Origin of the sequence: Mesorhizobium robiniae, assembly GCF_040545535.1 — a bacterium.
GTDB lineage: Bacteria > Pseudomonadota > Alphaproteobacteria > Rhizobiales > Rhizobiaceae > Mesorhizobium > Mesorhizobium robiniae.
This window is the reverse complement of record NZ_JBEPMC010000003.1, coordinates 55191-76224: the sequence shown is the minus strand read 5'-3', so window position 1 is coordinate 76224 and position 21034 is coordinate 55191. Positions and strand designations below refer to the sequence as shown.

Below are 21034 nucleotides of genomic sequence, written 5' to 3'. Positions count from 1 at the left end.
CAATGCGGCACCAACAAACCAAGCTGCCGGGCGGCTGTTCAGAGCGCGTCGACACGACGGTTGCTTTGCTGCGGCGAAAGCCATTTTATTCGCGTGCGCGGTTCATTAGTCTTTTTGCAACTACGTCGCTGGCGTTCTTGCCCAATTCTGTGGCCTTCGCCGCCTGCATGCTGGTCCCGTCTGCCGGAAACGACATTTTCACTTGCGACAGCGGTGATTCGGGCGGCAGCCTCACCGATATTGCCGGCAACAACACGCTGACTTTTCCCGCCGCCGGCACCGGGCAGGTGAGCGGGAGCGTCACCTTCGGCGCCGGGACCGACCGTATTGAAATGCAGTCCGGCACCATCACCGGTGGGGTCAACCAAGGCGACGGATCCGATTCCTTCGTCATCGGCGGCGGCACCGTCACCGGCAATGTCCAACAGGGCTCCGGCATCGATGATTTCAACATGAGCGGCGGCCAGATCGGCTCGCTCAACCAGGGCGACGGCCTCGACACGTTCACGATGTCTGAAGGCCGTATCGTCGATTTCTTCGACGATGGTGACCATGCGGTGATGACGGGCGGCCGCATCGGCCGCGTCAACATGAAGCTCGACGACAATGTCTTTGACATGTCCGGCGGCACTATCGACAAGAATCTCGTAACCGGATTCGGCAACGACACGATCATCCTGTCGAACGGCACGATCGGCGGCAATATCAGCGTCAGCGGCGGAACTGACAGCGTGACGGTGACCGGCGGCACGGTCGGCGGCGAAATACGCATGAGCGTCGGCACCGATACTTTCACCTGGGACGGTGGCGGCATCATTTACGGTGCGATCGACTTGGGCGGGGACGCAGACACGGCTTCGCTCAGCAATCTCACCGACGCCAATATCGGTGCAACACCGCAGATCACAGGCGGCGCCGGCATCGACGCTCTCACTTTCAACAACGTAAAGACGGGTGACGTTGCCCGGTTCGACAGTTGGGAAACGATCGATCTCACCAACGACAGCCAGCTCATCTTTGACCAAACGCTGACGCTCGGCGATGCTGGAACGAACACGGGATCGCTCACGGTCGATTCCAGCAGCACCATCTTTGGCGGCCAGGCGAATGGGGGTATCGCCGCCTTCACCGCCGGGCAATTCGCTGAAGTCGTCAATGCCGGTCGCATCGACCTCACCAATGGTGGCGACGGCGCGACCGACACATTCACCATCGCCGGCAATTATACCGGCGAGGGCGGCCAGATCTTCCTGAACACGGTGCTTGGCGACGACACCTCGGCCTCCGACAAGTTGGTGATCGACGGCGGAACGGCCTCCGGGACCACCGGTATGAATATCATAAATTCCGGCGGCACCGGCGACAGCACCAGGCAGGACGGCATCATGGTCGTCGAAGCGATCAACAACGGCACCACCGACAGCGGCGCGTTCGCGCTCAACAGCCGCGTTGCCGCCGGAGCCTATGAATATCTCCTGTTCAAGGGGGGCGTCTCGGCAAATACCGAAGACAATTGGTATCTCCGCTCCACCCTCGTCACGCCTCCGGCTGGTCCGCCGCCGGAACCGGCGCCGGCTCCAGATCCGGTAGAACCGCAGGCGCCGCCACCTCAAGCGGAAGAGCCCGAGATCGTTCCTCCTCCGCCGGCGTCCGAATTGCCGGACACTCCGCTGCCGTCCGAGGGAGACGGGACGACGGAGCCTACCGATCCGACGCCTCCAGTCGATGTGAGCGATCCCGAACCGGAGCCGCCGCCTGCACCGCCGCCGGCCGAGCCAGCCGAGCCGCCGCCACCGCCTCCCGCGCCGCCCACAACCCCGGCGCCTGTCCCGGGCCCAACAGCCACGCCGCCCACACCTGGTGCGACGCCGGTGATTGCGGATGAGGTTCCGCTCTATCGCATAGAAGTACCGACCTATTCCGTCGTGCCTCCGGTCGCGCATCATCTTGCGCTGTCGACGCTTGGCACCTTCCATGAGCGCCGTGGCGAGCAGATACTCCTTCACGGCGGCGGCTATCTGCCGGCGACATGGGGCCGGATCTTCGGCCAGAGCACCGAGATGGGGTGGAGCGGCACTGTCGCGCCGAGCTTCGATGGCAACCTCTTCGGTTTCCAGGCCGGACAGGATCTGTTCGGCCGCGAAACCGACAATGGCCATTTCGACCGCTTCGGCTTCTTCATCGGCCATGCCAACATAGATGGCGACGTGAAGGGCCAGGCGCTTGGCTGGAACGATCTCGCCGTCGGCGACATCGATCTCGGCGGCACCAGCTTCGGCGGCTACTGGACCCATATCGGGCCGCAGGGCTGGTATGTCGATGCCGTGTTGATGGGGACCTGGTTCGACGGCGACGCATCATCGAATTCTGGCGAGAGCATCGATATCGACGGCACCGGCGTCACCGCTTCGCTCGAAGGCGGCTATCCGATTGCCTTGACCGATCGATGGACGCTCGAACCGCAAGGCCAGATTATCTGGCAGCACCTTTCGCTGGACGATTCCGCTGACAGCTTCTCCTCGGTCTCTTTCGACTCTGACGATGCTGTCACAGGCCGCGTCGGCTTCAGGCTGCAAGGCAATTATCAGACCGGCGCCAGCCTGATCCAGCCTTACCTAAAGGCCAATCTCTGGCACAATTTCTCTGCCGATCAGACCATCCTTTTCGACGGCGATCCGATCACCACCGAGCTTGGCGGAACCTCGCTCGAATTCGGTGGCGGCATCGTGGCCAACCTCAACGAGAAGCTCAGTCTCTTCGCCACAGCGGACTACACCACAGATATCGATGGCGAGGAGACCGAGATATTCGAGGGCAATCTCGGTCTCAGCATTAAATGGTGAGGCAGGCTAGACCATGATCCCGAAAAGTGGAAACCGGTTAAAAGAAAGAGTCTGCCCCATCTTGCTCTAATTACCTGAGCGCATCGCCACCGTGGCGATGCCGGCGCCGACCAGCAGCGTGCCGCCGGTGCGGTTGAAGATGCGGATCGCCCGTGGATTGCGCACGACGTTGCGCGCCCTTGCGGCGATCAGCGCATAGCCGAAAGCGTTGGCGAAGGCGAGCGCCAGGAAAGTCGTCTCGAAGATCAGCATCTGCGTCCAGAAATCGGCATGCCGGTCGAGGAACTGCGGCAGGAAGGCAACGAAGAAGGTGATGCTTTTCGGGTTGAGCGCGGTGACCAGCCAGGCATGCGCCATCATCTTGGCCGACGACACCGCATCGAGGCGCGGCTCGGCCTTGAGCGTGCCACCGGCGCGAAACAGCTTTATGCCGAGATAGATCAGATAGAAGGCGCCGATCACCTTGAGCACCGTGAACACGGTGGCCGACGCCGCCAGCAGCGCGCCGATGCCCAGCATCGACAGTGTCATCGCCGTGAAGTCGCCAAGCGCCACGCCGACCGCCATCGGCAGCGCGGTGCGCCAGCCCTGGCCCAGCGCATAGGACACGACCAGAAGTATGGTCGGGCCGGGAATGACAAGAAGGATCGTCGAGGCCGCGACAAAGGCGGCCCAGTTTTCGAAGGACATGCTCGTCTCCTTGGGCTCAAAGAAGAGGATAAATCCTTGACCCGGCGAAGATGTAAAGAGGCAGCATCGAAAACTACGGCATGACCGTTTGGCCAGCAGGTTAAGGCAGGGCAAGACGTCTTCACGCTTTTTCAACCATGATTGGTGAAAATGCTATTCATCCGGCCGGACCGTGTTTCCCGCCGATAGCGTAGGGTTTGGGTAAATGCGTGAGTTGCCGCAAGGTCTGACGCCGCCGTGCAATGGCGACGCCGTCGAAATCGAAATTTCCGAAAACCAGATTTCCCGCCGCGCCGTGTTGTCCGGCGCCGGGGCGTTGGCGCTGCTCGGCGTTGCCGGCTGCAGCCAGACGCTTAATTTGCCATCGTTGCAACTCGACGGCGTCACCACCGGCGCGATCACCCCTGTCCGCCCTAGCATCAGCGTCGACAAGAACATCACCAGCCCTGGTGTTATGTATGCCTCCGTCACCGACGGCGGCTTCACGCTGCCGGAAGTGCCTTACCTCAAGGTCAAGCCGGAGTTCCGCCGCCAGATCGTTGTCGACCCGACCGGCGAGCAACCGGGCACCATCGTCGTCCATTCGCAGGAGCGGCTGCTCTATCTGGTGCAGCCCGGCGGTGACGCGATCCGCTACGGCGTCGGCATCGGCAAGGAGGGCTTCCGCTGGTCCGGCCGCGCCAACATCCAGTACGGCAAGGAATGGCCGACCTGGACGCCGCCGGCCGAGATGATCGCCCGCAAACCGGAACTGGTGAAATGGCAGGGGGGGCAGCCCGGCGGCCTCGACAACCCGCTCGGCGCGCGCGCCCTCTACATCTACCAGAACGGCCAGGACACCGGCTACCGCATCCACGGCTCGCCCGAATGGTGGAGCATCGGCCAGGCGATGTCGTCTGGTTGCGTTCGCCTGATCAACCAGGACATCATCGACCTCTACAGCCGCGTCTCCAGGAAGAACCCGGTCGTCGTCGTCTGACGTGATACAGCGGCCGGCGCGGCCGCTCGACTCTCCCGTTGCGTGATCTCGCAAGACAGGCGAATGTGCCTGCAATTTCACTGCTCGGGAGAACTGAACGATGCCAGGAACTTTTGTGATCGCGCAAGGCGGCGGCCCGACCGCCGTCATCAACCAGACGATGGTGGGCGCCGCGCTCGAGATCCGCAAGCGGCATCCCGGCGCGAAGGTTCTAGGGTCCATCCATGGCGTGCGCGGCATCCGCGACGGCAACTATGTCGATCTTTCCGCCATTGCCGAGGACCGGTTGCGGCTGATTGCGGCGACGCCGAGCGCCGCGCTGGGCTCAACCCGCGACAAGCCGGATGAGGCCTATTGCGAGATCATCCTCAACGGCCTGAAGAAGGCCGGCGCCGACGCCTTCATCTACATCGGCGGCAACGACACGTCGGGCACGCAGCAGATCCTGACCGACGCCGCCGGCGGCAAGATGGCTTTCGTCCATGCGCCGAAAACCATCGACAACGATCTCGAGGAGAACGATCACACGCCCGGCTTCATATCGGCGGCCGAATTCGTCGCCGGCGCCTTTCTCTCGGTCGATCTCGATTTCCGTGCCCTGCCCGGCATCTATGTCGGCATCGTCATGGGGCGGCACGCCGGTTTTCTTACCGCGGCCGCTGCAGCATGGCAGCTCGACCCCGACAGCGGCCCGCATCTCGTCTATGTGCCGGAGCGTCCGTTCTCGGCAGCTAGCTTCATCGACGACGTGCGCGCCACGCTCGATCGCCATAAGCGCTGCATCGTTGCCGTCTCCGAAGGCGTCAGCACCGCCGACGGCAAGGCGCTGGTCGAAAGCCTCGTCCCGCCGGACAAACTGGAGCGCGACGCACATGGCAACGTCAAGCTGTCGGGCAGCGACCTGCCGGCCGCCCTCGAACGTGCGCTGGCTGAAGGATTGCCGGGCAAGCGGGCACGCGTCGATGCGCTAGGCTACATGCCGCGCGGCTATGTCGGCGCCATCAGCGCCGTCGATGCGCAAGAAGCCTTCGACGCCGGTGCTTTCGCCGTCAAGGTGGCGGAGGAGGGCGGCGGTTCGGTAGCGCTGCAATATGACGGCAAGAAAACCGTGCTGAGGAAAGTGCCGCTGAAAAACGTCGCCGGCAAGACGCGCCACATGCCCGACGATTTCATGAAGCCTGATGTCAACCAGCTCTCCGATGCGGGCAGGGCCTATCTGAAGCGGCTGGTCCCCGAGAAATATAAGGTCGGGAAGCCGTTCGTCTAATGCCGGATCTGTTGTGATGACTGACTGGTTCAGCAAGACCGTCGTGGACGCCAAAACGACGATGCTGACCGAGCCGTTCGTGCATGATTTCGTGCGCGCCAACATCTGGCATATGCGCGGCCGCGACGTCGACCTGCTTGTCGACACCGGCATGGGCATCCGCCCGCTGGCGCCGGAGATCGACACGCCTGGTGGCAAGCCGCTGCTCGTCGTCGCCACCCACATCCATCTCGACCATGTCGGCTCGCTGCACGAATTCCCCTCGCGGGCGGGTCCGAGGATGAGTGCCGGGCATTTCGACAGCATGGACGAAGCGGTCACCTACGCCCACATGTTCCACGATCTCGACGGCGCCGTCTCGAAGCTGCCGGCGCCCGGCTGGAAAGCGGCCGATTACAAAATTCCACCGGCCCCGCTGACGCGAACGCTTGACGAGGGCGATCTGGTCGATCTCGGCGACAGGCAGTTCCGCGTGCTGCATCTGCCCGGCCATTCGCCCGATTCGATCGCGCTGTTCGATGAGGCCGACGGCCTGTTCTTCGCCGGCGACGCCATCTACGACGCCATGCTGATCGACGACCTGCCGGACTCCGACCGACCGGCCTACCGCCGCACCATGCAGCGGCTGCTCGATTTGCCGATACGCATCGGCCATGGCGGCCACGGCCCAAGCTTCGACGCTAAACGGATGCGCGAGATCGCTACCGCCTATCTCAGGCGGACTGACGGGATCGGCGCATAGGGGCGGGGCGGGAAGAGATGCGGGGCAGGTGCCGTCGGCGAAGCCGCCGATCACCCCCGCAAGGGCAGGGCAATCGCATACGGCAGCGCCAGCCCCCTCTCCGGCCGCTGCGCGGCCACCTCTCCCCCATTCCATGGGGGTGAGGAAACGCCAACCGCCGACGTCGCGGCCTTGAAGGCTTGGGTTCCTCGCCCCCACAAAGTGGGGGAGAGGTGGCTCGGCGAAGCCGAGACGGAGAGGGGGAGCGCCATATGCGATTGCCCTGCCCGCAAGGGGGGAGTGGCGGTCATCGCGGCTTTCGCCAACCACCGCCACCCAGGCGATTGGGCTCTGGTTGCCAACAATTTCGCTTGACTTGTGACGGCAGTTATGCTAGGAATTTATTCATGGTGCTGACTGCGCCTACGACCCGCCGCCGAGGCGGGTTTTTTGTTTTCGGGTTTCTGCGGGCGACACCCAGCCGTATATTAAATCTTCGTAATATCATCTGGAAACCCCAATCGGCGCCCTAGATGCGGGGGCTGTCGATCCGGTCGGCTGCCGCGCCAGGCGAGACAGGCAAGGCGACCCTCGACACGCCGAATGGGCGGTTCCCCAGCCGGAACGCCACGGTGCCCAACCAATTTCTCGCCCGGACAACGGCCATGTCACCCATTCACATTCTTCGCAGACATCGCGTCGCCGCCTTGCTGGGCGCCGCACTGATCGTCAGCCCTTTCATCGTGCCCCTCGCCCCCAAGCTGAGTAGTGCTCTGGCAGAAACAGTAACGCCTCCCGTCACCGGCATCACGGTACCCAATGGATCGTTCGCCCCGATCGTCGCGGCCGACAAACCGGCAGTGGTGACGATCACCACAGTCATGAAGGCACAGTCGGAGACCATGAGCGATGCTGCTCCCTTCGGCGACGGTTCACCCTTCGACGACTATTTCCGTCAGTTCTTCGGCGACCAGGGACTGCCCGGCCCCAGGACGCCACCTCAGCAGGCGCCTCGCGCAGAGGCGCTCGGCTCCGGCTTCATTGTCGCCGCCGACGGCACCATCGTCACCAACAATCACGTCATCGATGGCGCCACGTCGATCAAGGTAACGCTCGACGACGGTACCGAACTTCCTGCCAGACTGGTTGGCCGCGACGCCAAGAACGACCTCGCTGTCCTCAAGATCAAATCCGACAAGGACCTGCCGACCGTCAAATGGGGCAACTCCGACAAGCTCATGCCGGGTGATCAGGTGCTTGCTTTCGGCAACCCGTTCGGTCTCGGCACCACGGTTACGTCAGGCATCGTCTCGGCGCGCGGCCGCGATCTGCACAGCGGGCCGTTTGACGATTTCATTCAGATCGACGCACCGATCAACCACGGCAACTCAGGCGGTCCGCTGATGGATGTGAACGGCAATGTCGTCGGCATCAACACGGCGATCTTTTCGCCGAATGGCGGCAGCGTCGGCGTCGGCTTCGCCATCCCGTCGGACCAGGCGCAAAAGGTCGTCGCCAAGCTGATGAAGGGCGGCTCCATCCAATATGGCTATCTCGGCGTTCAGATCCAGCCGGTGACGCCGGATGTGGCGAGCGCCGTCGGTCTCGGCCAACCCAGCGGTGCATTGGTTTCCGAGGTCACTGACGGCTCGCCGGCAGCAAAAGCCGGGGTCGAGACCGGCGACGTCGTCACCAGCTTCGCCGGCCAAGAGATAAAGGACCCCAAGGACCTGTCGCGTGCCGTTGCCGACGTCGCGCCGGGAGCCACGGAAACGCTCGATGTCTGGCGCAAAGGGAAGACTGTCGAAATTTCCGTCGACGTCGGGCGCAATGGAGACGATGTGGAGACGGCATCGGCCGGCGGCGGACCAGAGACACCGTCCGCACAGCCGGGCCTTCGTGCTCCTGCGATCGGCCTCGGCCTGATGGACGTCACCCCGGATGTCCGGCAGGCAATGAACCTGGCGCCCAACCAGCGCGGCGCGCTGGTCGAGAGCGTCAATCCTGACAAGGCGGCCTCGGCTTCCGGTATCCAGCCCGGCGACATCATCGTCGCCGTCAATCAGGCACCGGTGAGGGACGCCAGACAGGCGGACCAGGCGATCGCCAAGGCCGGAAAGACTGGCAAGAAGTCCGTGCTGCTGCTCGTCGAACGCGGCGACGCGCAGATGTTCGTCGCCGTGCCCCTCGCCAAGGGCTGAAGCGGCGCATTGCCGCGAGGTTGCGGCCAAAATTATGGTTGCCCGCCAGAGCATCTTCGAGAAGACTGGTGATGGCCGGTAACGGCCTCAAGCAAACGGATTGTCTCGATGGTCACCCGCGGCTTCTCTTCAGGACGAAAGCCCCCGACGGATGCGGATGCGCGCATTCCGCCGGGGCAGTATCTCGAGCAAGGGTTTCCGGTGCTGTCGGCCGGGCCGACGCCGCGTGTGCGCACCGAGGAGTGGTCGTTCACGCTCAAGCACGGGCCGCGGCCGATCAAGAAGTGGAATTGGGCCGAATTCAATGCCTTGCCCATGAGCAAGATGACCCGCGACATCCATTGCGTCACCGCTTGGACCAAGTTCGACACGGCCTGGCAGGGTGTGCTGGTCGACGATATTCTGGCGGATGCCGGCATCGAGCCGCCGACCGGCTTCACGCTGGCGCTGTCGTTCGACGGCTACACCACCAACGTGCCGACGAAGGACCTCACCAGCGGCAAGGCGATGGTGGCGCTGCTTTATGAAGGTAAGCCGATCACGCCGGACCATGGCGGCCCGGCGCGGCTGCTGGTTCCGCATCTCTATTTCTGGAAATCGGCCAAATGGCTGAACGGGCTGCAGTTCACCGAGCGCGACGAGCCTGGCTTCTGGGAGTTGCGCGGCTATCACATCTATGGCGACCCGTGGCGCGAGCAGCGCTATACGAGCGATCCATGAGCGACGGGCCGGCAGCGCAGTCGCCCTGGCAGACGGTCACCATCACCAGCATCGAAAAGCGCACGCCGCGCGTCACCAGCTTTTTCCTCCAGCCGTCGCGGCCTTTCGCCTATCGTGCCGGGCAGCATGTCGATGTCAGGCTGACGGCGCCGGACGGCTACCAGGCGCGCCGCTCCTACTCCATAGCCTCGGCGCCGGAAGCCGGCGAGACGATCGAGCTGGCGATCGAAAAGCTCGATGACGGCGAGGTCTCGCCCTTCTTCCACGAGGTCGCTGCGGTCGGCGACGAGGTCGAGTTGCGCGGACCGCTCGGCGGCCACTTCGTCTGGTCCGACAGCGACGGCGGCCCGCTTCTGCTGGTCGGCGGCGGGTCGGGCGTGGTGCCGCTGATGGCGATGATCCGTCATCGTGCCGCGCGGAAATCGACGGTGCCCGCGGCGTTGCTGTTTTCCGCGCGGGTCTGGGACGAGGTGATCTTTCGCGACGAGCTGATCGATTTCCACGCTAGCCGGGACGGCTTCGATCTGGTGCTGACGCTGACGCGCGAGGCCGCCCGCCGCCCGGCGGACTATTCGCGGCGGGTCGATGTTGCGATGATAGAGCAATCGATGATGCGGCTTCCGGCACCGCCAAGTTTCGCCTTTGTCTGCGGCTCGAATGCCTTCGTGTCGGCCGCCGCCCAGGCGCTGATCGATGCCGGCGTTCCGGCAGGCCTCATCCGCACCGAGCGCTACGGGGTCTGATGCATGTCGCGCAAAAATGTGCCGCGGTTTTGCGATAACGATATGCGTCGCATGATGCCGGTCAGACGCGACGCGCTCTGGGCGCCTGCCTTTCAGGCCTCGATTTCCAACGCCGACAGCGGCTTCGAACAGCAGGCAAGAATGAAGCCGTCGTCGATCTCGTGATCGAGGATGCCGCCATTGTGGCTCATCTCGACTGTGCCTGAGACCTTTTTCACCTTGCAGGTTCCACACAGGCCGAACTCGCAGGCCGCCGGAATGCGCACGCCCGAAGCGCGCGCCGTCTGCAGCACGGTCTGGCCGGCAACGCAGTCGGCATCGATATCCGAAAGCGAAAAGCGGATCGGTGTTGCGGCCTCGGTAGGGGCTTCGATCCCACCCTCTGCCGGCCCACCCTTTGCCGGCGAGCCGAACGGGGCCGGTATTTCCTCCACCACTGGAGCCGCAAAGCTTTCCTGATGATAGTTGGTCATGTCGAAGCCGGCGGCCTCCAGCATCTGCCGCACGGCGCGCATGAACGGGTCGGGGCCGCAGCAGAAGATTTCCCGCTCGCGAAAATCCGGTGCCAGCAGCGGCAGCCGTATCGCGTCGATCCGGCCCATATGGCCGAACCAGCCCTCGCGGCTGGAGCGCTCCTCGATCATGAAGCCGAGCGTCAGGCCCGGCATGCGGCTGCCGAGCAGCTCGAGTTCCTTGCGGAAGATGATCTCCTCGGGCTTTCGCGCGCAGTTGACGAAGCCGACATCGGTCCAGGGCGCGCAGTCGTTTAGCCAGCGCAGCATCGACATCATCGGCGTCACGCCGGAGCCGGCCGAAATGAACAGATATTTGGCCGCGGGATGGCTGTGCAGCGAAAAGTCGCCCGCCGGCCCATAGGCCTTCACGTGAACGCCGGGCTTGAGATTGTCGAACATCCAGCGCGTGCCGACGCTGCCGGCCTGCGCCTTCACCGTCACCGCGATCGAGAATGGCCGCGACGGCGAGGACGACAGCGTATAGGTTCGCATTAGCGGTCCGTCGGCGGTCGGCAGCTCCAGCGTCACGAACTGCCCCGGTCTGTAGCGGAACCAGGTCTGGTTGTCGGAGCGGAAGGTGAAGGTCTTCACGTCAGGCGCCTCGTCGCTGACGCCGATCACTTCCAGAACCTGGAGCCTGTCGTTCCAGGGCGCCATATCGTCGAGATGGCGGTAGAGCCCGAGATCCGTCATTGCGTTCATCTCTTCACGTTTCTCTTCAGGCGACGCTGCGCAGCGCCGGCCGGCCGTCCTCGGCAAGGCGCGGTCCGATAAACGAGGCGTACCATTCGACGAACTGGATGACGCCGCCCTCATGCAGTTCCGAATAAGGGCCGGGCTCGTAAGCCGGCGACAGGATGCCGAAGGCGTTTTCCTCGACGATGCGGCGGTCCTGGTCGTTGGTCTCGGTCCATACATGGGTGAGTTCGGCAAGGTCGTAATCGACGCCTTCGACCGCGTTCCTATGGACCAGCCATTTGGTCGTCACGGCGGTTTCCGTGGCGCTGATCGGCAGCACGCGGAAGGTGACCGCATGATCGCCGAGGATGTGGTTCCAGGTCGTCGGATAGTGATAGAGCAGCAGCGAGCCGATACGGTCCGTGGAAACGCTGTCGGAAAGGTTCTTCTTCACGGCGCGTCTTCCCGTCATCGTATAGCTGACGGCGTCGCGCAGCAGCGGCGCGCGGGTGGCGCGGTACTGTCCGGCCGGATCGATGCGGAACTTGCTCGGCAGGCCCGCTGCCTCGCATATCGCCCAGTGCGCCAGCATCTCCGGATCGCTGTCGGCGCCCTGCACGCCGGTCACGGTCGGCGCTTCCGGGAATGTCTTGCACAGTTCCGGATGATTGCCGGCGCAATGATAGCACTCGCGGTTGTTTTCCCAGACGAGCTTCCAGTTGCCCTTCTCGACGATGGTCGATTCGAAGGCGACCTTTGCCTCGCGCAGCCGGTGCGGCAATAGGTAAGGTTCGATCATGGCGCGCATCGGCGCGAAATCGGCGGGCTCCTTGGCCAGGCAGATGAAGATGTAGCCGCCGACGCTCTCGCAAGCGACCGGCTTCAGGCCGAACTGGCTTTTGTCGAAACTGTCCGCCATCTGGCGGGCGAACAGAAGCCGGCCGTCCAGCTCGTAGGTCCATTGGTGATAAGGGCAGACGAGCTTCGCCGCCGTGCCCTTGTCGGCATTGCAGACGCGGCTGCCGCGATGCCGGCAGGAGTTGTGGAAGGCATTGATCTTGCCTTGCTGGTCGCGGACCAGCACAACCGGATAATCGCCGATCTGGGCGGTGATATAGCTGCCCGGCTTCGGCAATTCGCAATCATGGCCGATGAACAGCCAGTCGCGATACCAGATCAGCTCCATGTCGAGCTTGAAGAAATCAGGATCGGTGTAGAAGGGCTGTTCGAGCGAAAAGCCTTGCCTGCGGCCGTGCAAGAGCCTCAGCATGTCGTTGCGCGCATCCATGTCCTGTCCTCGCTTTCGTCGCATCGGCCCGAAAATCGGAATCGATTTTCGGAAAGCACTATGCGCAGATTCAAAGTCTTGGAGCGTACTTTGTGCGTCCAAGTGGACGCACGTCGCTCCAAGGACTGAACTGGTGGTGATGGAGGAAGGATCGGCCGCAGGCGAGTGAAGAACCGGCATGCATCATCCACCTCTTGACCGCCCACCGCGATCAGTCGAGTTCAACACCTCGGGCTGGTTTCCGGGCTCTGGAGTGTCCTTGCGGGCGGTCGCGACACCTTCCCAGGCTTGTGGCCCAGTGGTCTCCCGTTGCGACTTGAACTCCACCACCGTTGCGGGGGCAGCGCCGGGTTCTGACCGGCTTCCCAATTCTCCGCTTCGTCGTCACCAAGCGGCACCTGAGATGGCGTGATCTAATCATGACGGCCGGCCGACTGTCGGCATGAAAGCGACATCGTATCCATGCGGCGCGACACAGCCGGCCAAACCTGCAGGTTGGCAATAGCAGGGCTGGGACCCCATTTTTCGGCGGCCATTGCTGGCGGTCGTGGCATCGAATCCGACCCGCGGCGGAGGCAAAGAAGGTTAACAGTTTCCAAAAGTGACTATTAGCCACTATTAAAATCGAACCGAACGGTTCGTTTCTGTTGACAATGCGTGCATGACGCTGTGAACGCAGGTCCGCCAATCCGTCAAATGGGCTAATAGTGAATTTGGCTTAAGTGTTTGAAAACAAAAACTAAAGCGATGCAGATAGAAGCACCTGGTACAATTTCAAGGTGTAGATTCTTGGTCCACACGGAACAACTTCGTGATTGGAATCTGCCGGATGGCCTTCCCAGATAGGGGTCGTCCGAACGACGCGAATTCCTTCCAAGACACGCCGCTAGACGGACCGAAAACTAAGATACTGGAGTACCAAAAATGAAAAAGATTGCTCTTACTGCCGTCGCCGTTTTGGCCATCACCGGCAGCGCCTTTGCCGGGAGCGACCATTATGGGTCCAACGGCGCCAACCAGCCGACTGCTGCGGTCGACAGCTCTTACACGGCTTCCATTCAGAAGCCGGCTCACGCTGAAAAGCCCGTTGTCCAGGGCGCCGACCGTAACCTTTTCGGCAATTAACAGCTGATCCCACCATTAACAGCTGATCCCAGACAGCGGCGGCCAAGTCCGCCGCGAGGGATCTGACAAATCTGGAGTACTAGAAATGAAAAAGATCATTCTTGCCACCGCCGCCATTTTGGCCATCTCCGGCAGCGCTTTTGCCGGTAGCGACAACTTTGGATCTAACGGCGCCAACCAGCCGGCGGTTGCGGTCGACAGCTCGTATACGGCTTCGGTTCAGAATTCTGCTTCGGCGCAGAATCCGGTTCCGGCTGACGAGAAGCCCGTCCACGGCAGCGACCGTAACCTCTTCGGCCGCTAACAGCGACTTGAAAGCGCAAGAGCGGCGGGCTTTGCCCGCCGCTCTTGTTTTTTGGCTTCGCCAAACTGCTTATATCGGCAGTCTTGCTGCCGTTCTCAGGCCGCCTTTGCTTCCGCTTCGTGAAGCGTGAAGGACCGCCCGTCCGTATCGAAGATGTGGAGGTCGCCGGCGTCCGCACTCAGCCGCAGCTTTGCCCCACGTTTGACCTCGACATTGCCGGGCAGCTTGGTCACCAGCGGCAGGTCGGCGCGGCCGATGTCGACATAGACGAGTTGGACCTCGCCGAGCTGCTCGACATAGTCGACCATTCCCTCGAAAAGATAATCCGCACCGCTAGCGATCGCCAGATCCTCCGGCCGCACGCCGAAGCTCACCGAAGCACCTTTCACTGACGCCGGCGTGGCGATCGGCACCGTCGCCTTGCGCCCGCCGACATGGCTGACGATGGTCGTGTTGCCTGATTTGTCGATCGTCGCCGGCAGGATGTTCATGGCCGGCGAGCCGATGAACTGGGCGACGAACAGATTGCCGGGTTTCTTGTAGAGCTCCATCGGCGTGCCGACCTGCTCGATATGACCGTCCTTGAGCACCACGATGCGGTCGGCCAGCGTCATTGCCTCGACCTGGTCGTGGGTGACGTAGATCATCGTTGTGGCAGGCATTGACTCCTTGAGCTTGGCGATCTCGATGCGGGTGGCGACGCGCAGTGCCGCGTCGAGGTTCGACAGCGGCTCGTCGAACAGGAAGACCTTCGGGTTGCGCACGATGGCGCGGCCGATGGCGACGCGCTGGCGCTGGCCGCCCGACATCGCCTTGGGCAAGCGGTCGAGATATTTGGTCAGCTGCAGGATTTCCGCCGCCTGGCGTACCCGCTTGTCGATCTCGGCCTTGCTCTCCTTACCGATCTTCATCGAGAACGCCATGTTGTCGTAGACGGTCATGTGCGGATAGAGCGCATAGGACTGGAACACCATGGCGATGCCCCGTTTCGACGGCGGCACGTCGTTGACCACCTCGCCGTCGATCCTGAGCTCTCCGGAGGTGATTTCCTCAAGCCCGGCGATGGACCGCAGCAAGGTCGACTTGCCGCAGCCCGAAGGCCCGACGAAGACGATGAACTCGCCCGACTTTATGTCGAGGTCGATGCCGTGCAGAATGTTGAGATTGCCGTAAGATTTCTTCACTTGCCTTAGCGTGACATCGGCCATGGTTCCCTCCAGTGAATTGCAAACTTAGTCGATGCGCCCAAACGAGGCGCCGTAGCCGCCGAGGCGGATAGAACCGGCGCCAGTCTGTCCCGAAAACCCGTGCCTCGGCAAGGGCTGCAGCGAGCGTCCGCCGAGATTGACTTCCGCCGGTTGGCTGCCGAGATTGAAGACGCAGACGATCTGCTCGTTGCCCTCGCGACGCGTGAAGGCGACAGTGTCTCCCTCGCTTTCAATGAAGTCGATATCGCCCTTGGCCAGGGCCGGATGCAATCGGCGGAAGGCGAGAAAGCGCCGGTAGTGTTCGAGCAGCGAGCTGTCGTCGCCCTGCTGCACATCGACCGCTTGCGAAAGGTGCTTGGCCGGCACCGGCAGCCATGGCTTTGCCTTGGAGAAGCCGCCATTGCTGTCGGCGGCATTCCAGACCATCGGCGTGCGGCAACCGTCGCGACCCTTGAATTCCGGCCAGAAGCGGATGCCGTAGGGGTCCTGGAGATCCTCGAACTGCAATTCCGCTTCGCCTAGACCAAGCTCCTCGCCCTGATAGATGCAGACTGAGCCGCGCAGCGACATCAGCAGTGCCGAGATCACCTTGAGATAGGCGGTCTGGTCGGCTTCACCGGCCGCCCAGCGCGAGGCAGTGCGCATCACGTCGTGGTTGGAGAAGGCCCAGCACGACCAGCCGTCGCTGGCGACCTTGCCGAAGGCTTCCAGCACCGAACGCACCTTGGACGCGCTGATTTTTTCGGGCGCCAGGAAGTCGAACGAATAGCACATGTGCACGCGTTTGCCGCCGGCGGTATAGGCCGCCACCACCTCCAGCCCGCGTTGCGAATCGCCGACCTCGCCGACCGCCGCCGTCGCCGGATACTCGTCGAGCAGGGCGCGGAAGCGCTCGAGGAAACCGAGGTTCTCGGGGCGGCTCTTGTCGTAGAGATGGTCCTGGTAGTTGTAAGGGTTGACGGAAGGCGCCGTCTGGTCGTTGCGCTCTTCGGGCGGCAGCGGCGGATTGTCCTCCAGGCCCTGGCTGTGGAAGTAGAAATTGATTGTGTCGAGGCGGAAGCCGTCGACGCCGCGCTCCAACCAGAAACGGGTGACGTCGAGCAGCGCGTCCTGGACAGCGCGGCTGTGGAAGTTGAGATCAGGCTGCTCGGCCAGGAAGTTATGCAGATAATATTGCTGGCGGCTGGTGTCCCACTGCCAGGCCGAGCCGCCGAAGATCGACAACCAGTTGTTGGGCGGCGTGCCGTCGGGCTTGGCGTCGGCCCAGACATACCAGTCCGCCTTAGGATTGGTGCGGCTCGAGCGGCTTTCCCTAAACCACGGATGGATGTCGGCGGTATGCGACAGCACCTCGTCGATCATCACCTTGAGCCCGAGCCTGTGCGCCTCGGCGGTCAGGGCATCGAAATCGGCCAGCGTGCCGAACATCGGATCGACGTCGCAATAGTCTGAAACGTCGTAGCCGAAATCCTTCATCGGCGACTTGAAGAACGGCGAGATCCAGATGGCATCGACGCCGAGCGCCGCGATATAGGGAAGCCTGCCGATGATGCCTTTGAGGTCGCCGATGCCGTCGCCGTTCGAGTCCTGATAGCTGCGCGGATAGATCTGGTAGATCACGGCGCCTCGCCACCAGTCGCGGTCGACGGCGAGGTCGGGGCTCAACGTCGCTTTCACAGCGGATTGCATGAGCTCAACCTCCCTTTACCGAGCCCGCGAGCAGCCCGCGGACGAAATAGCGCTGCAGCGAGAAGAACACGATCAGCGGCACGATAATCGTGATGAAGGCAGATGTCGTCAGGATCTCCCAGTCGCCGCCGCGCGAGCCGAGCAACGCATTGAGCTTGGCGGTCAGCACGATCTGGTCGCCCTCTGTGCCGAGGAAAACCATCGCAACCAGCAGATCGTTCCATACCCAGAGAAACTGGAAGATGGCGAAGGAGGCCAATACCGGAAACGACAGCGGCAGCACAATCTTGACGAAGATCTCGAAATCGCTGGCGCCGTCGATGCGCGCCGATTCCATGATTTCGCGCGGCAGGCCGGCAATGTAGCTTCTCAGGAGATAGATGGCGAAGGGCAGGCCGAAGCCGGTATGTGCCAGCCAGATGCCGAGATAGGTTTTCGACGGCACGCCGAAGAAGCTGCCGACGCCGTTATAGAGCTTCAGCAGCGGGATCAGCGACATCTGCAGCGGCACCACCAGGAGCCCGATGATGACCGCGATCAGCAACGCCCGGCCGGGAAAGCGCATCCAGGCCAGCGCATAGGCCGCGAACGCCGCGATCAGGATCGGGATGACGGTCGCCGGGATGGTGACGGTAAGCGAATTCATGAAGGAGCGGCCGATGCCTTCCGAAAACAACACGGTCCTATAATTGTCGGTGGTGAATTTCGGTGGCGCCGACGAGGCGTAGTAGACGCGCTGGCCGCGTTCGCCCTCGAAGGGCTTCGTCGAGGTCATGACGAAACTGCCGTCGGCGTTGAGCAGCAAGGTCTCTCCGTCGCCGAGATCGGCCGTCGTGCCCGCGGCATACTGCGTCGGCGCCGACGACTTGACGCCGAAGGCGCTGATCTCGCGGGCCGCATCGTCGCCGAAAATGTTGCCCTCGAGGACGAACTTGCCGTCCCTCTCGATTTGCGCCGAGGCGGGTGGCAGCCGGCCTGCTTCCGTCTGGCTGGAACTGGCGAACGAGTTCCACCAGCCCGAGGCGATGATCTGGTCTTTGTCGCGCAGCGACGAGACAAGAATGCCAAGTGTCGGGATGGTCCAGATCGCGACGAAGATGAAGACCGCGATATGGACGCCGAAACGGCTGGCAAAGGACTTTCCGGTCGCGACGGCCATCTCAATGTCCTCCCGTCTCTTTGTTGGCCTGGCGGATGTTCCAGACCATGATCGGAATGACCGCGATCATGATGATGATGGCAATGGTCGCACCGCGGCCGAAGTCGCCGCCGCCGCGGAACATCCAGTCGAACATCAGATTGGCCAGCACCTGGCTGTTCCACTGGCCGTTGGTCATCGTCAGCACGATGTCGAAAACTTTCAGCACCAGGATGGTGATAGTGGTCCAGACGACAGCGATCGTGCCCCAGATCTGCGGCACCATGATCTTCCAGAAAATCTGGAACGGATTGGCGCCGTCGATGACGGCCGCTTCGAGTGTCTCTTCGGGAATACCGCGCAAGGCAGAGGACAGGATGACCATGGCAAAGCCGGTCTGGATCCAGATCAGGATGACCATCAGGAAGAAATTGTTCCAGAACGGCAGCGATATCCAGACCTGCGGCTGGCCGCCGAAATACTGGATGATAGCGTTGAGCAGACCGATCTGCGTCTGGCCGGCGCCTCTATACTCATAGATGAATTTCCAGATGACGCTGGCGCCGACGAAGGAGATGGCCAGCGGCAGGAAGATGAGGCTCTTGGCGATGGTGCCCCACCAGATCTTGTCGGTCAGGACGGCGATGATCAACCCGAGGAAGGTGCAGGCGGCGGGCACGACCGCCAGCCAGACAATGTTGTTGAGGATGGAGGTGCGGAACTCGCGGTCGCCGAACGCCCATTCATAATTGGCGAAGCCAACGAAATTGGCGCCGCCGCGATCGAGGAAGGACAGCCTGAGCGTCTCCACCACCGGGTAGATCAGGTAGATGGTGAGGATGATCATGGCCGGGCCGACGAACAGCCACGGACGGATCAGTCCTTGCCGGCGCAGATTGTCGATGGCTGCCGCACCCTTGACGCCGCGCGACGGGAAGATGACGTCGACAAGTTTGTTAGCGCCCCAGAAATAGGCGACGCAGCCGCCGACACCGATGATGATGACTGTTATGGCCGAGAAAATCTGAGCCGCCACGGGTCCCTCCCTCTGCGCATGATCCGCCAGTCGAGAATGGCTTTGGCGACGGGATCATGGGCCGATTCAGTTGTTGAGAGCGATCGAACGCAAACCGGTTTCCACCATTGCTGATCGCACTCCAAGCTGGAATGTCTTTGTACTCGTGACAATCGGTGCGGCGCGGGCCGCCGGTCGGATCCGGGCCCTTGAGGTCCGGATCCATTCAGGGTCGATAGTCCGAATGTTCAGCGGGGCCTACTTGATCGCGTCCCAGCTCTTCTGGATGTCGGTGGCGACATCCTGGGCGGACTTGCCGCCGACGAGATCGATCATGCCGGTCCAGAAGGCGCCGGCGCCGATCTTGCCCGGCATCAGGTCGGACCCGTCGAAGCGGAAGGTCGAGGCTTCGGCAAGGATTTCCCCCTGCTTCTTCAGCGCGTCGCTGGCATAGGCGTCCTTGTTGACTGATTTGAACGGCGTCACGAAGCCGCCCTGGGCCATCCAGATCTCATGGGCGAGCGGCATCTTCAGGAATTCGATGAACGCGCGCGCGCCTTTGCTGTCCTTGGTGATCATAGCCAGCGTGCCGGCGCCGAGCACTGGGGTGCCGAGGTCGGGCTTGGACGCGTAAGGTGGGAAGTAGAAGAAGTCGGCGTCCTGGCCGACCTCAGTGCCTTCCGGGAAGAAGGTCGGGATGAACGACGCCTGGTGATGCAAGTAGCATTTCGGCGGTACCGAGAAGAGGCCTTTCGGACTGTCGCGGAAGTCGGTCGCCGCAACCGCCTTGGCGCCGCCCTCGACCATCTTGTCGTCGGTGGCGATCTTGCCGAAAATATCGATGGTGTTGACCACTGCGGGGTCGTTGAACGGGATCTCGTTCTTCACCCATTTGTCATAGGTCTCGGGCGTCTGGGTGCGCAGCATGATGTCCTCGACCCAGTCGGTCGCCGGCCAACCGGTGGCGCCGCCCGAACCGAGCCCGATGCACCATGGCGTGCCACCGTCGGCGATGATCTTCTTTTCGAGCTCGGTGAGCTCTTCCTGCGTCTTCGGCACCTCGTAGTCGGCTTCCTCGAAATTGTCCGGCGAGTACCAGACCAGCGATTTCACGTCGGCCTTGTAGGGGAAGGCGAAGAAGCCCGGCTTGCCGTCCTTATCTTTGAAGGTGCCGAGATCGACCCATGACTGGCCGGCGCCGTAATTGTCCTTGATCCAGTTGGCGGTGTCGTCGCCAAGCGGCGTCAGCAGGCCCTTGGACGCCAGGTCCTGGATCAGGCCCGGCTGCGGCAGCACGGCGATATTGGGCGGGCTGCCGGCCTGCGTGTCGATGACGATCTGCTGTTCGTAATTTTCTGACGAGGAGTATTTGATCTCGGCGCCGGTGGCCTCCGAGAAATAGTCGAGAACCGTGCGGATGAGACCCTCGTCCTCGCCGCGCCAGGGGCCGAAGATCGACAGCGTCTCGCCCTTGAGGTCGACCTTCTTGAGCTCTTCGTAATTCGCCCAGTTGAAGCGGGGATCCTCGCCCGGCTTGAACTTCAGTTCGGCTTGCGCCGGCGCGCCTAGGGCGAGCGTGACAAAAGCGGCGCCCAGCAGAAGCATTTTCGTCATCGGTATTCCCTCCCAGTGGTGACAAACACCGGACGGAACCTCCATTCCGTCCGCCGACGCTGCGGGACTGTGACTCAGTCGGAAAGGAACCGCAACCTTTCGAAGAGCCTTCCAAAGCGCTTTGGTCTTTTGGATGAGGCCACTGAATCGATCGGAAGTCAAGAGAGAGGGAGCCTAATCGATTTAGTTTCCGCGATTTAGGAGCAATAAAGTGCACTGCAGCATGGTTTTTGGCGGTACAGCAGTAAATTTTGCTTCAAACCAGGGAGAAACGGTGCTTATGGTCTTTGTATCGG

At 62.4% G+C, this 21034-nt stretch carries 17 protein-coding genes and 1 riboswitch; of the genes, 9 read left to right on the top strand and 8 right to left on the bottom strand.

Translation table 11 applies throughout. The features are described from left to right. The first annotated feature begins 2 nt into the window (after positions 1-2). On the top strand, positions 3-2843 hold the full coding sequence (locus ABID19_RS08450) for an autotransporter family protein (protein ID WP_354489626.1): 2841 nt from the start codon (positions 3-5) through the stop codon (positions 2841-2843). 66 nt (positions 2844-2909) lie between these two features. Here ABID19_RS08450 and ABID19_RS08445 read toward each other — a convergent pair whose 3' ends face one another. Further along, a complete protein-coding gene (locus tag ABID19_RS08445) occupies positions 2910-3533 on the bottom strand; it encodes a LysE family translocator (protein ID WP_354489625.1) in 624 nt (207 codons plus the stop codon). Between the two features lie 205 nt (positions 3534-3738). On the opposite strand from ABID19_RS08445, the gene ABID19_RS08440 reads away from it, so the two are divergent. The 6 genes from ABID19_RS08440 (at position 3739) to ABID19_RS08415 (ending at position 10164) form a co-directional block, all read left to right on the top strand. Further along, positions 3739-4512 carry a L,D-transpeptidase gene (locus tag ABID19_RS08440; RefSeq protein ID WP_354489624.1) on the top strand — a complete coding sequence of 258 codons (774 nt, stop codon included), beginning with the start codon at positions 3739-3741 and terminating at the stop codon, positions 4510-4512. Positions 4513-4612: 100 nt separating this feature from the next. Beyond that, on the top strand, positions 4613-5779 hold the full coding sequence (locus tag ABID19_RS08435; RefSeq protein WP_354489623.1) for a diphosphate--fructose-6-phosphate 1-phosphotransferase: 1167 nt from the start codon (positions 4613-4615) through the stop codon (positions 5777-5779). 16 nt (positions 5780-5795) lie between these two features. Then, positions 5796-6521, top strand: coding sequence for an MBL fold metallo-hydrolase (locus ABID19_RS08430; protein ID WP_354489622.1), 726 nt, complete (start codon positions 5796-5798; stop codon positions 6519-6521). A gap of 644 nt (positions 6522-7165) precedes the next feature. Then, positions 7166-8701 (top strand): DegQ family serine endoprotease, encoded by a 1536-nt coding sequence (locus tag ABID19_RS08425; protein ID WP_354489620.1) that lies wholly within the window; start codon positions 7166-7168, stop codon positions 8699-8701. Between the two features lie 108 nt (positions 8702-8809). Then, complete coding sequence (locus ABID19_RS08420; protein WP_354489618.1) at positions 8810-9421, top strand: molybdopterin-dependent oxidoreductase; 612 nt, start codon at positions 8810-8812, stop codon at positions 9419-9421. Further along, on the top strand, positions 9418-10164 hold the full coding sequence (locus ABID19_RS08415) for an FAD-binding oxidoreductase (protein WP_354489617.1): 747 nt from the start codon (positions 9418-9420) through the stop codon (positions 10162-10164). The genes ABID19_RS08420 and ABID19_RS08415 overlap by 4 nt, the downstream gene beginning before the upstream one ends. A gap of 92 nt (positions 10165-10256) precedes the next feature. Here the strand turns inward: ABID19_RS08415 and ABID19_RS08410 are convergent, their stop codons facing one another. Both ABID19_RS08410 and ABID19_RS08405 read right to left on the bottom strand, forming a co-directional pair. Continuing rightward, positions 10257-11372, bottom strand: coding sequence for an FAD-binding oxidoreductase (locus ABID19_RS08410; protein ID WP_354490645.1), 1116 nt, complete (start codon positions 11370-11372; stop codon positions 10257-10259). Between the two features lie 25 nt (positions 11373-11397). Further along, entirely contained in the window at positions 11398-12645 is a 1248-nt protein-coding gene (locus ABID19_RS08405) for an aromatic ring-hydroxylating oxygenase subunit alpha (RefSeq protein ID WP_354489615.1), read from the bottom strand. Positions 12646-12860: 215 nt separating this feature from the next. Beyond that, positions 12861-13062, bottom strand: a riboswitch (cobalamin riboswitch). Positions 13063-13569: 507 nt separating this feature from the next. Here ABID19_RS08405 and ABID19_RS08400 point away from each other — a divergent pair. Together ABID19_RS08400 and ABID19_RS08395 are read left to right on the top strand one after the other, a co-directional pair. After that, complete coding sequence (locus ABID19_RS08400) at positions 13570-13770, top strand: DUF680 domain-containing protein (RefSeq protein ID WP_354489614.1); 201 nt, start codon at positions 13570-13572, stop codon at positions 13768-13770. An 85-nt stretch (positions 13771-13855) separates the two neighbouring features. Continuing rightward, positions 13856-14074, top strand: a complete 219-nt coding sequence (locus ABID19_RS08395; RefSeq protein ID WP_354489612.1) for a DUF680 domain-containing protein — start codon at positions 13856-13858, stop codon at positions 14072-14074. Between the two features lie 95 nt (positions 14075-14169). On the opposite strand, the gene ABID19_RS08390 is transcribed toward ABID19_RS08395, so the two are convergent. The 5 genes from ABID19_RS08390 to ABID19_RS08370 form a co-directional block, all read right to left on the bottom strand. Then, a complete protein-coding gene (locus ABID19_RS08390; protein WP_354489611.1) occupies positions 14170-15282 on the bottom strand; it encodes an ABC transporter ATP-binding protein in 1113 nt (370 codons plus the stop codon). A gap of 24 nt (positions 15283-15306) precedes the next feature. Next, the gene (gene bglA, locus ABID19_RS08385; RefSeq protein ID WP_354489610.1) at positions 15307-16971 is read right to left on the bottom strand and encodes a beta-galactosidase BglA; all 1665 of its coding nucleotides are present in this window, start codon (positions 16969-16971) and stop codon (positions 15307-15309) included. A 4-nt stretch (positions 16972-16975) separates the two neighbouring features. After that, positions 16976-18130, bottom strand: a complete 1155-nt coding sequence (locus ABID19_RS08380) for a carbohydrate ABC transporter permease (protein ID WP_354489608.1) — start codon at positions 18128-18130, stop codon at positions 16976-16978. 1 nt (position 18131) lies between these two features. Further along, positions 18132-19145, bottom strand: a complete 1014-nt coding sequence (locus tag ABID19_RS08375) for a carbohydrate ABC transporter permease (RefSeq protein ID WP_354489606.1) — start codon at positions 19143-19145, stop codon at positions 18132-18134. Positions 19146-19382: 237 nt separating this feature from the next. Then, the gene (locus tag ABID19_RS08370; RefSeq protein WP_354489603.1) at positions 19383-20738 is read right to left on the bottom strand and encodes an ABC transporter substrate-binding protein; all 1356 of its coding nucleotides are present in this window, start codon (positions 20736-20738) and stop codon (positions 19383-19385) included. Between the last annotated feature and the right edge of the window lie 296 nt (positions 20739-21034).

Excerpts from the sequence above, each read along its gene's own strand:
- ABID19_RS08450 (WP_354489626.1), top strand. The coding sequence starts at position 3 with ATGCGGCACCAACAAACCAAGCTGCCGGGCGGCTGTTCAGAGCGCGTC.
- ABID19_RS08445 (WP_354489625.1), bottom strand. The coding sequence starts at position 3,533 with ATGTCCTTCGAAAACTGGGCCGCCTTTGTCGCGGCCTCGACGATCCTT.
- ABID19_RS08440 (WP_354489624.1), top strand. The coding sequence starts at position 3,739 with ATGCGTGAGTTGCCGCAAGGTCTGACGCCGCCGTGCAATGGCGACGCC.
- ABID19_RS08435 (WP_354489623.1), top strand. The coding sequence starts at position 4,613 with ATGCCAGGAACTTTTGTGATCGCGCAAGGCGGCGGCCCGACCGCCGTC.
- ABID19_RS08430 (WP_354489622.1), top strand. The coding sequence starts at position 5,796 with ATGACTGACTGGTTCAGCAAGACCGTCGTGGACGCCAAAACGACGATG.
- ABID19_RS08425 (WP_354489620.1), top strand. The coding sequence starts at position 7,166 with ATGTCACCCATTCACATTCTTCGCAGACATCGCGTCGCCGCCTTGCTG.
- ABID19_RS08420 (WP_354489618.1), top strand. The coding sequence starts at position 8,810 with ATGGTCACCCGCGGCTTCTCTTCAGGACGAAAGCCCCCGACGGATGCG.
- ABID19_RS08415 (WP_354489617.1), top strand. The coding sequence starts at position 9,418 with ATGAGCGACGGGCCGGCAGCGCAGTCGCCCTGGCAGACGGTCACCATC.
- ABID19_RS08410 (WP_354490645.1), bottom strand. The coding sequence starts at position 11,372 with ATGACGGATCTCGGGCTCTACCGCCATCTCGACGATATGGCGCCCTGG.
- ABID19_RS08405 (WP_354489615.1), bottom strand. The coding sequence starts at position 12,645 with ATGGATGCGCGCAACGACATGCTGAGGCTCTTGCACGGCCGCAGGCAA.
- ABID19_RS08400 (WP_354489614.1), top strand. The coding sequence starts at position 13,570 with ATGAAAAAGATTGCTCTTACTGCCGTCGCCGTTTTGGCCATCACCGGC.
- ABID19_RS08395 (WP_354489612.1), top strand. The coding sequence starts at position 13,856 with ATGAAAAAGATCATTCTTGCCACCGCCGCCATTTTGGCCATCTCCGGC.
- ABID19_RS08390 (WP_354489611.1), bottom strand. The coding sequence starts at position 15,282 with ATGGCCGATGTCACGCTAAGGCAAGTGAAGAAATCTTACGGCAATCTC.
- bglA (WP_354489610.1), bottom strand. The coding sequence starts at position 16,971 with ATGCAATCCGCTGTGAAAGCGACGTTGAGCCCCGACCTCGCCGTCGAC.
- ABID19_RS08380 (WP_354489608.1), bottom strand. The coding sequence starts at position 18,130 with ATGGCCGTCGCGACCGGAAAGTCCTTTGCCAGCCGTTTCGGCGTCCAT.
- ABID19_RS08370 (WP_354489603.1), bottom strand. The coding sequence starts at position 20,738 with ATGACGAAAATGCTTCTGCTGGGCGCCGCTTTTGTCACGCTCGCCCTA.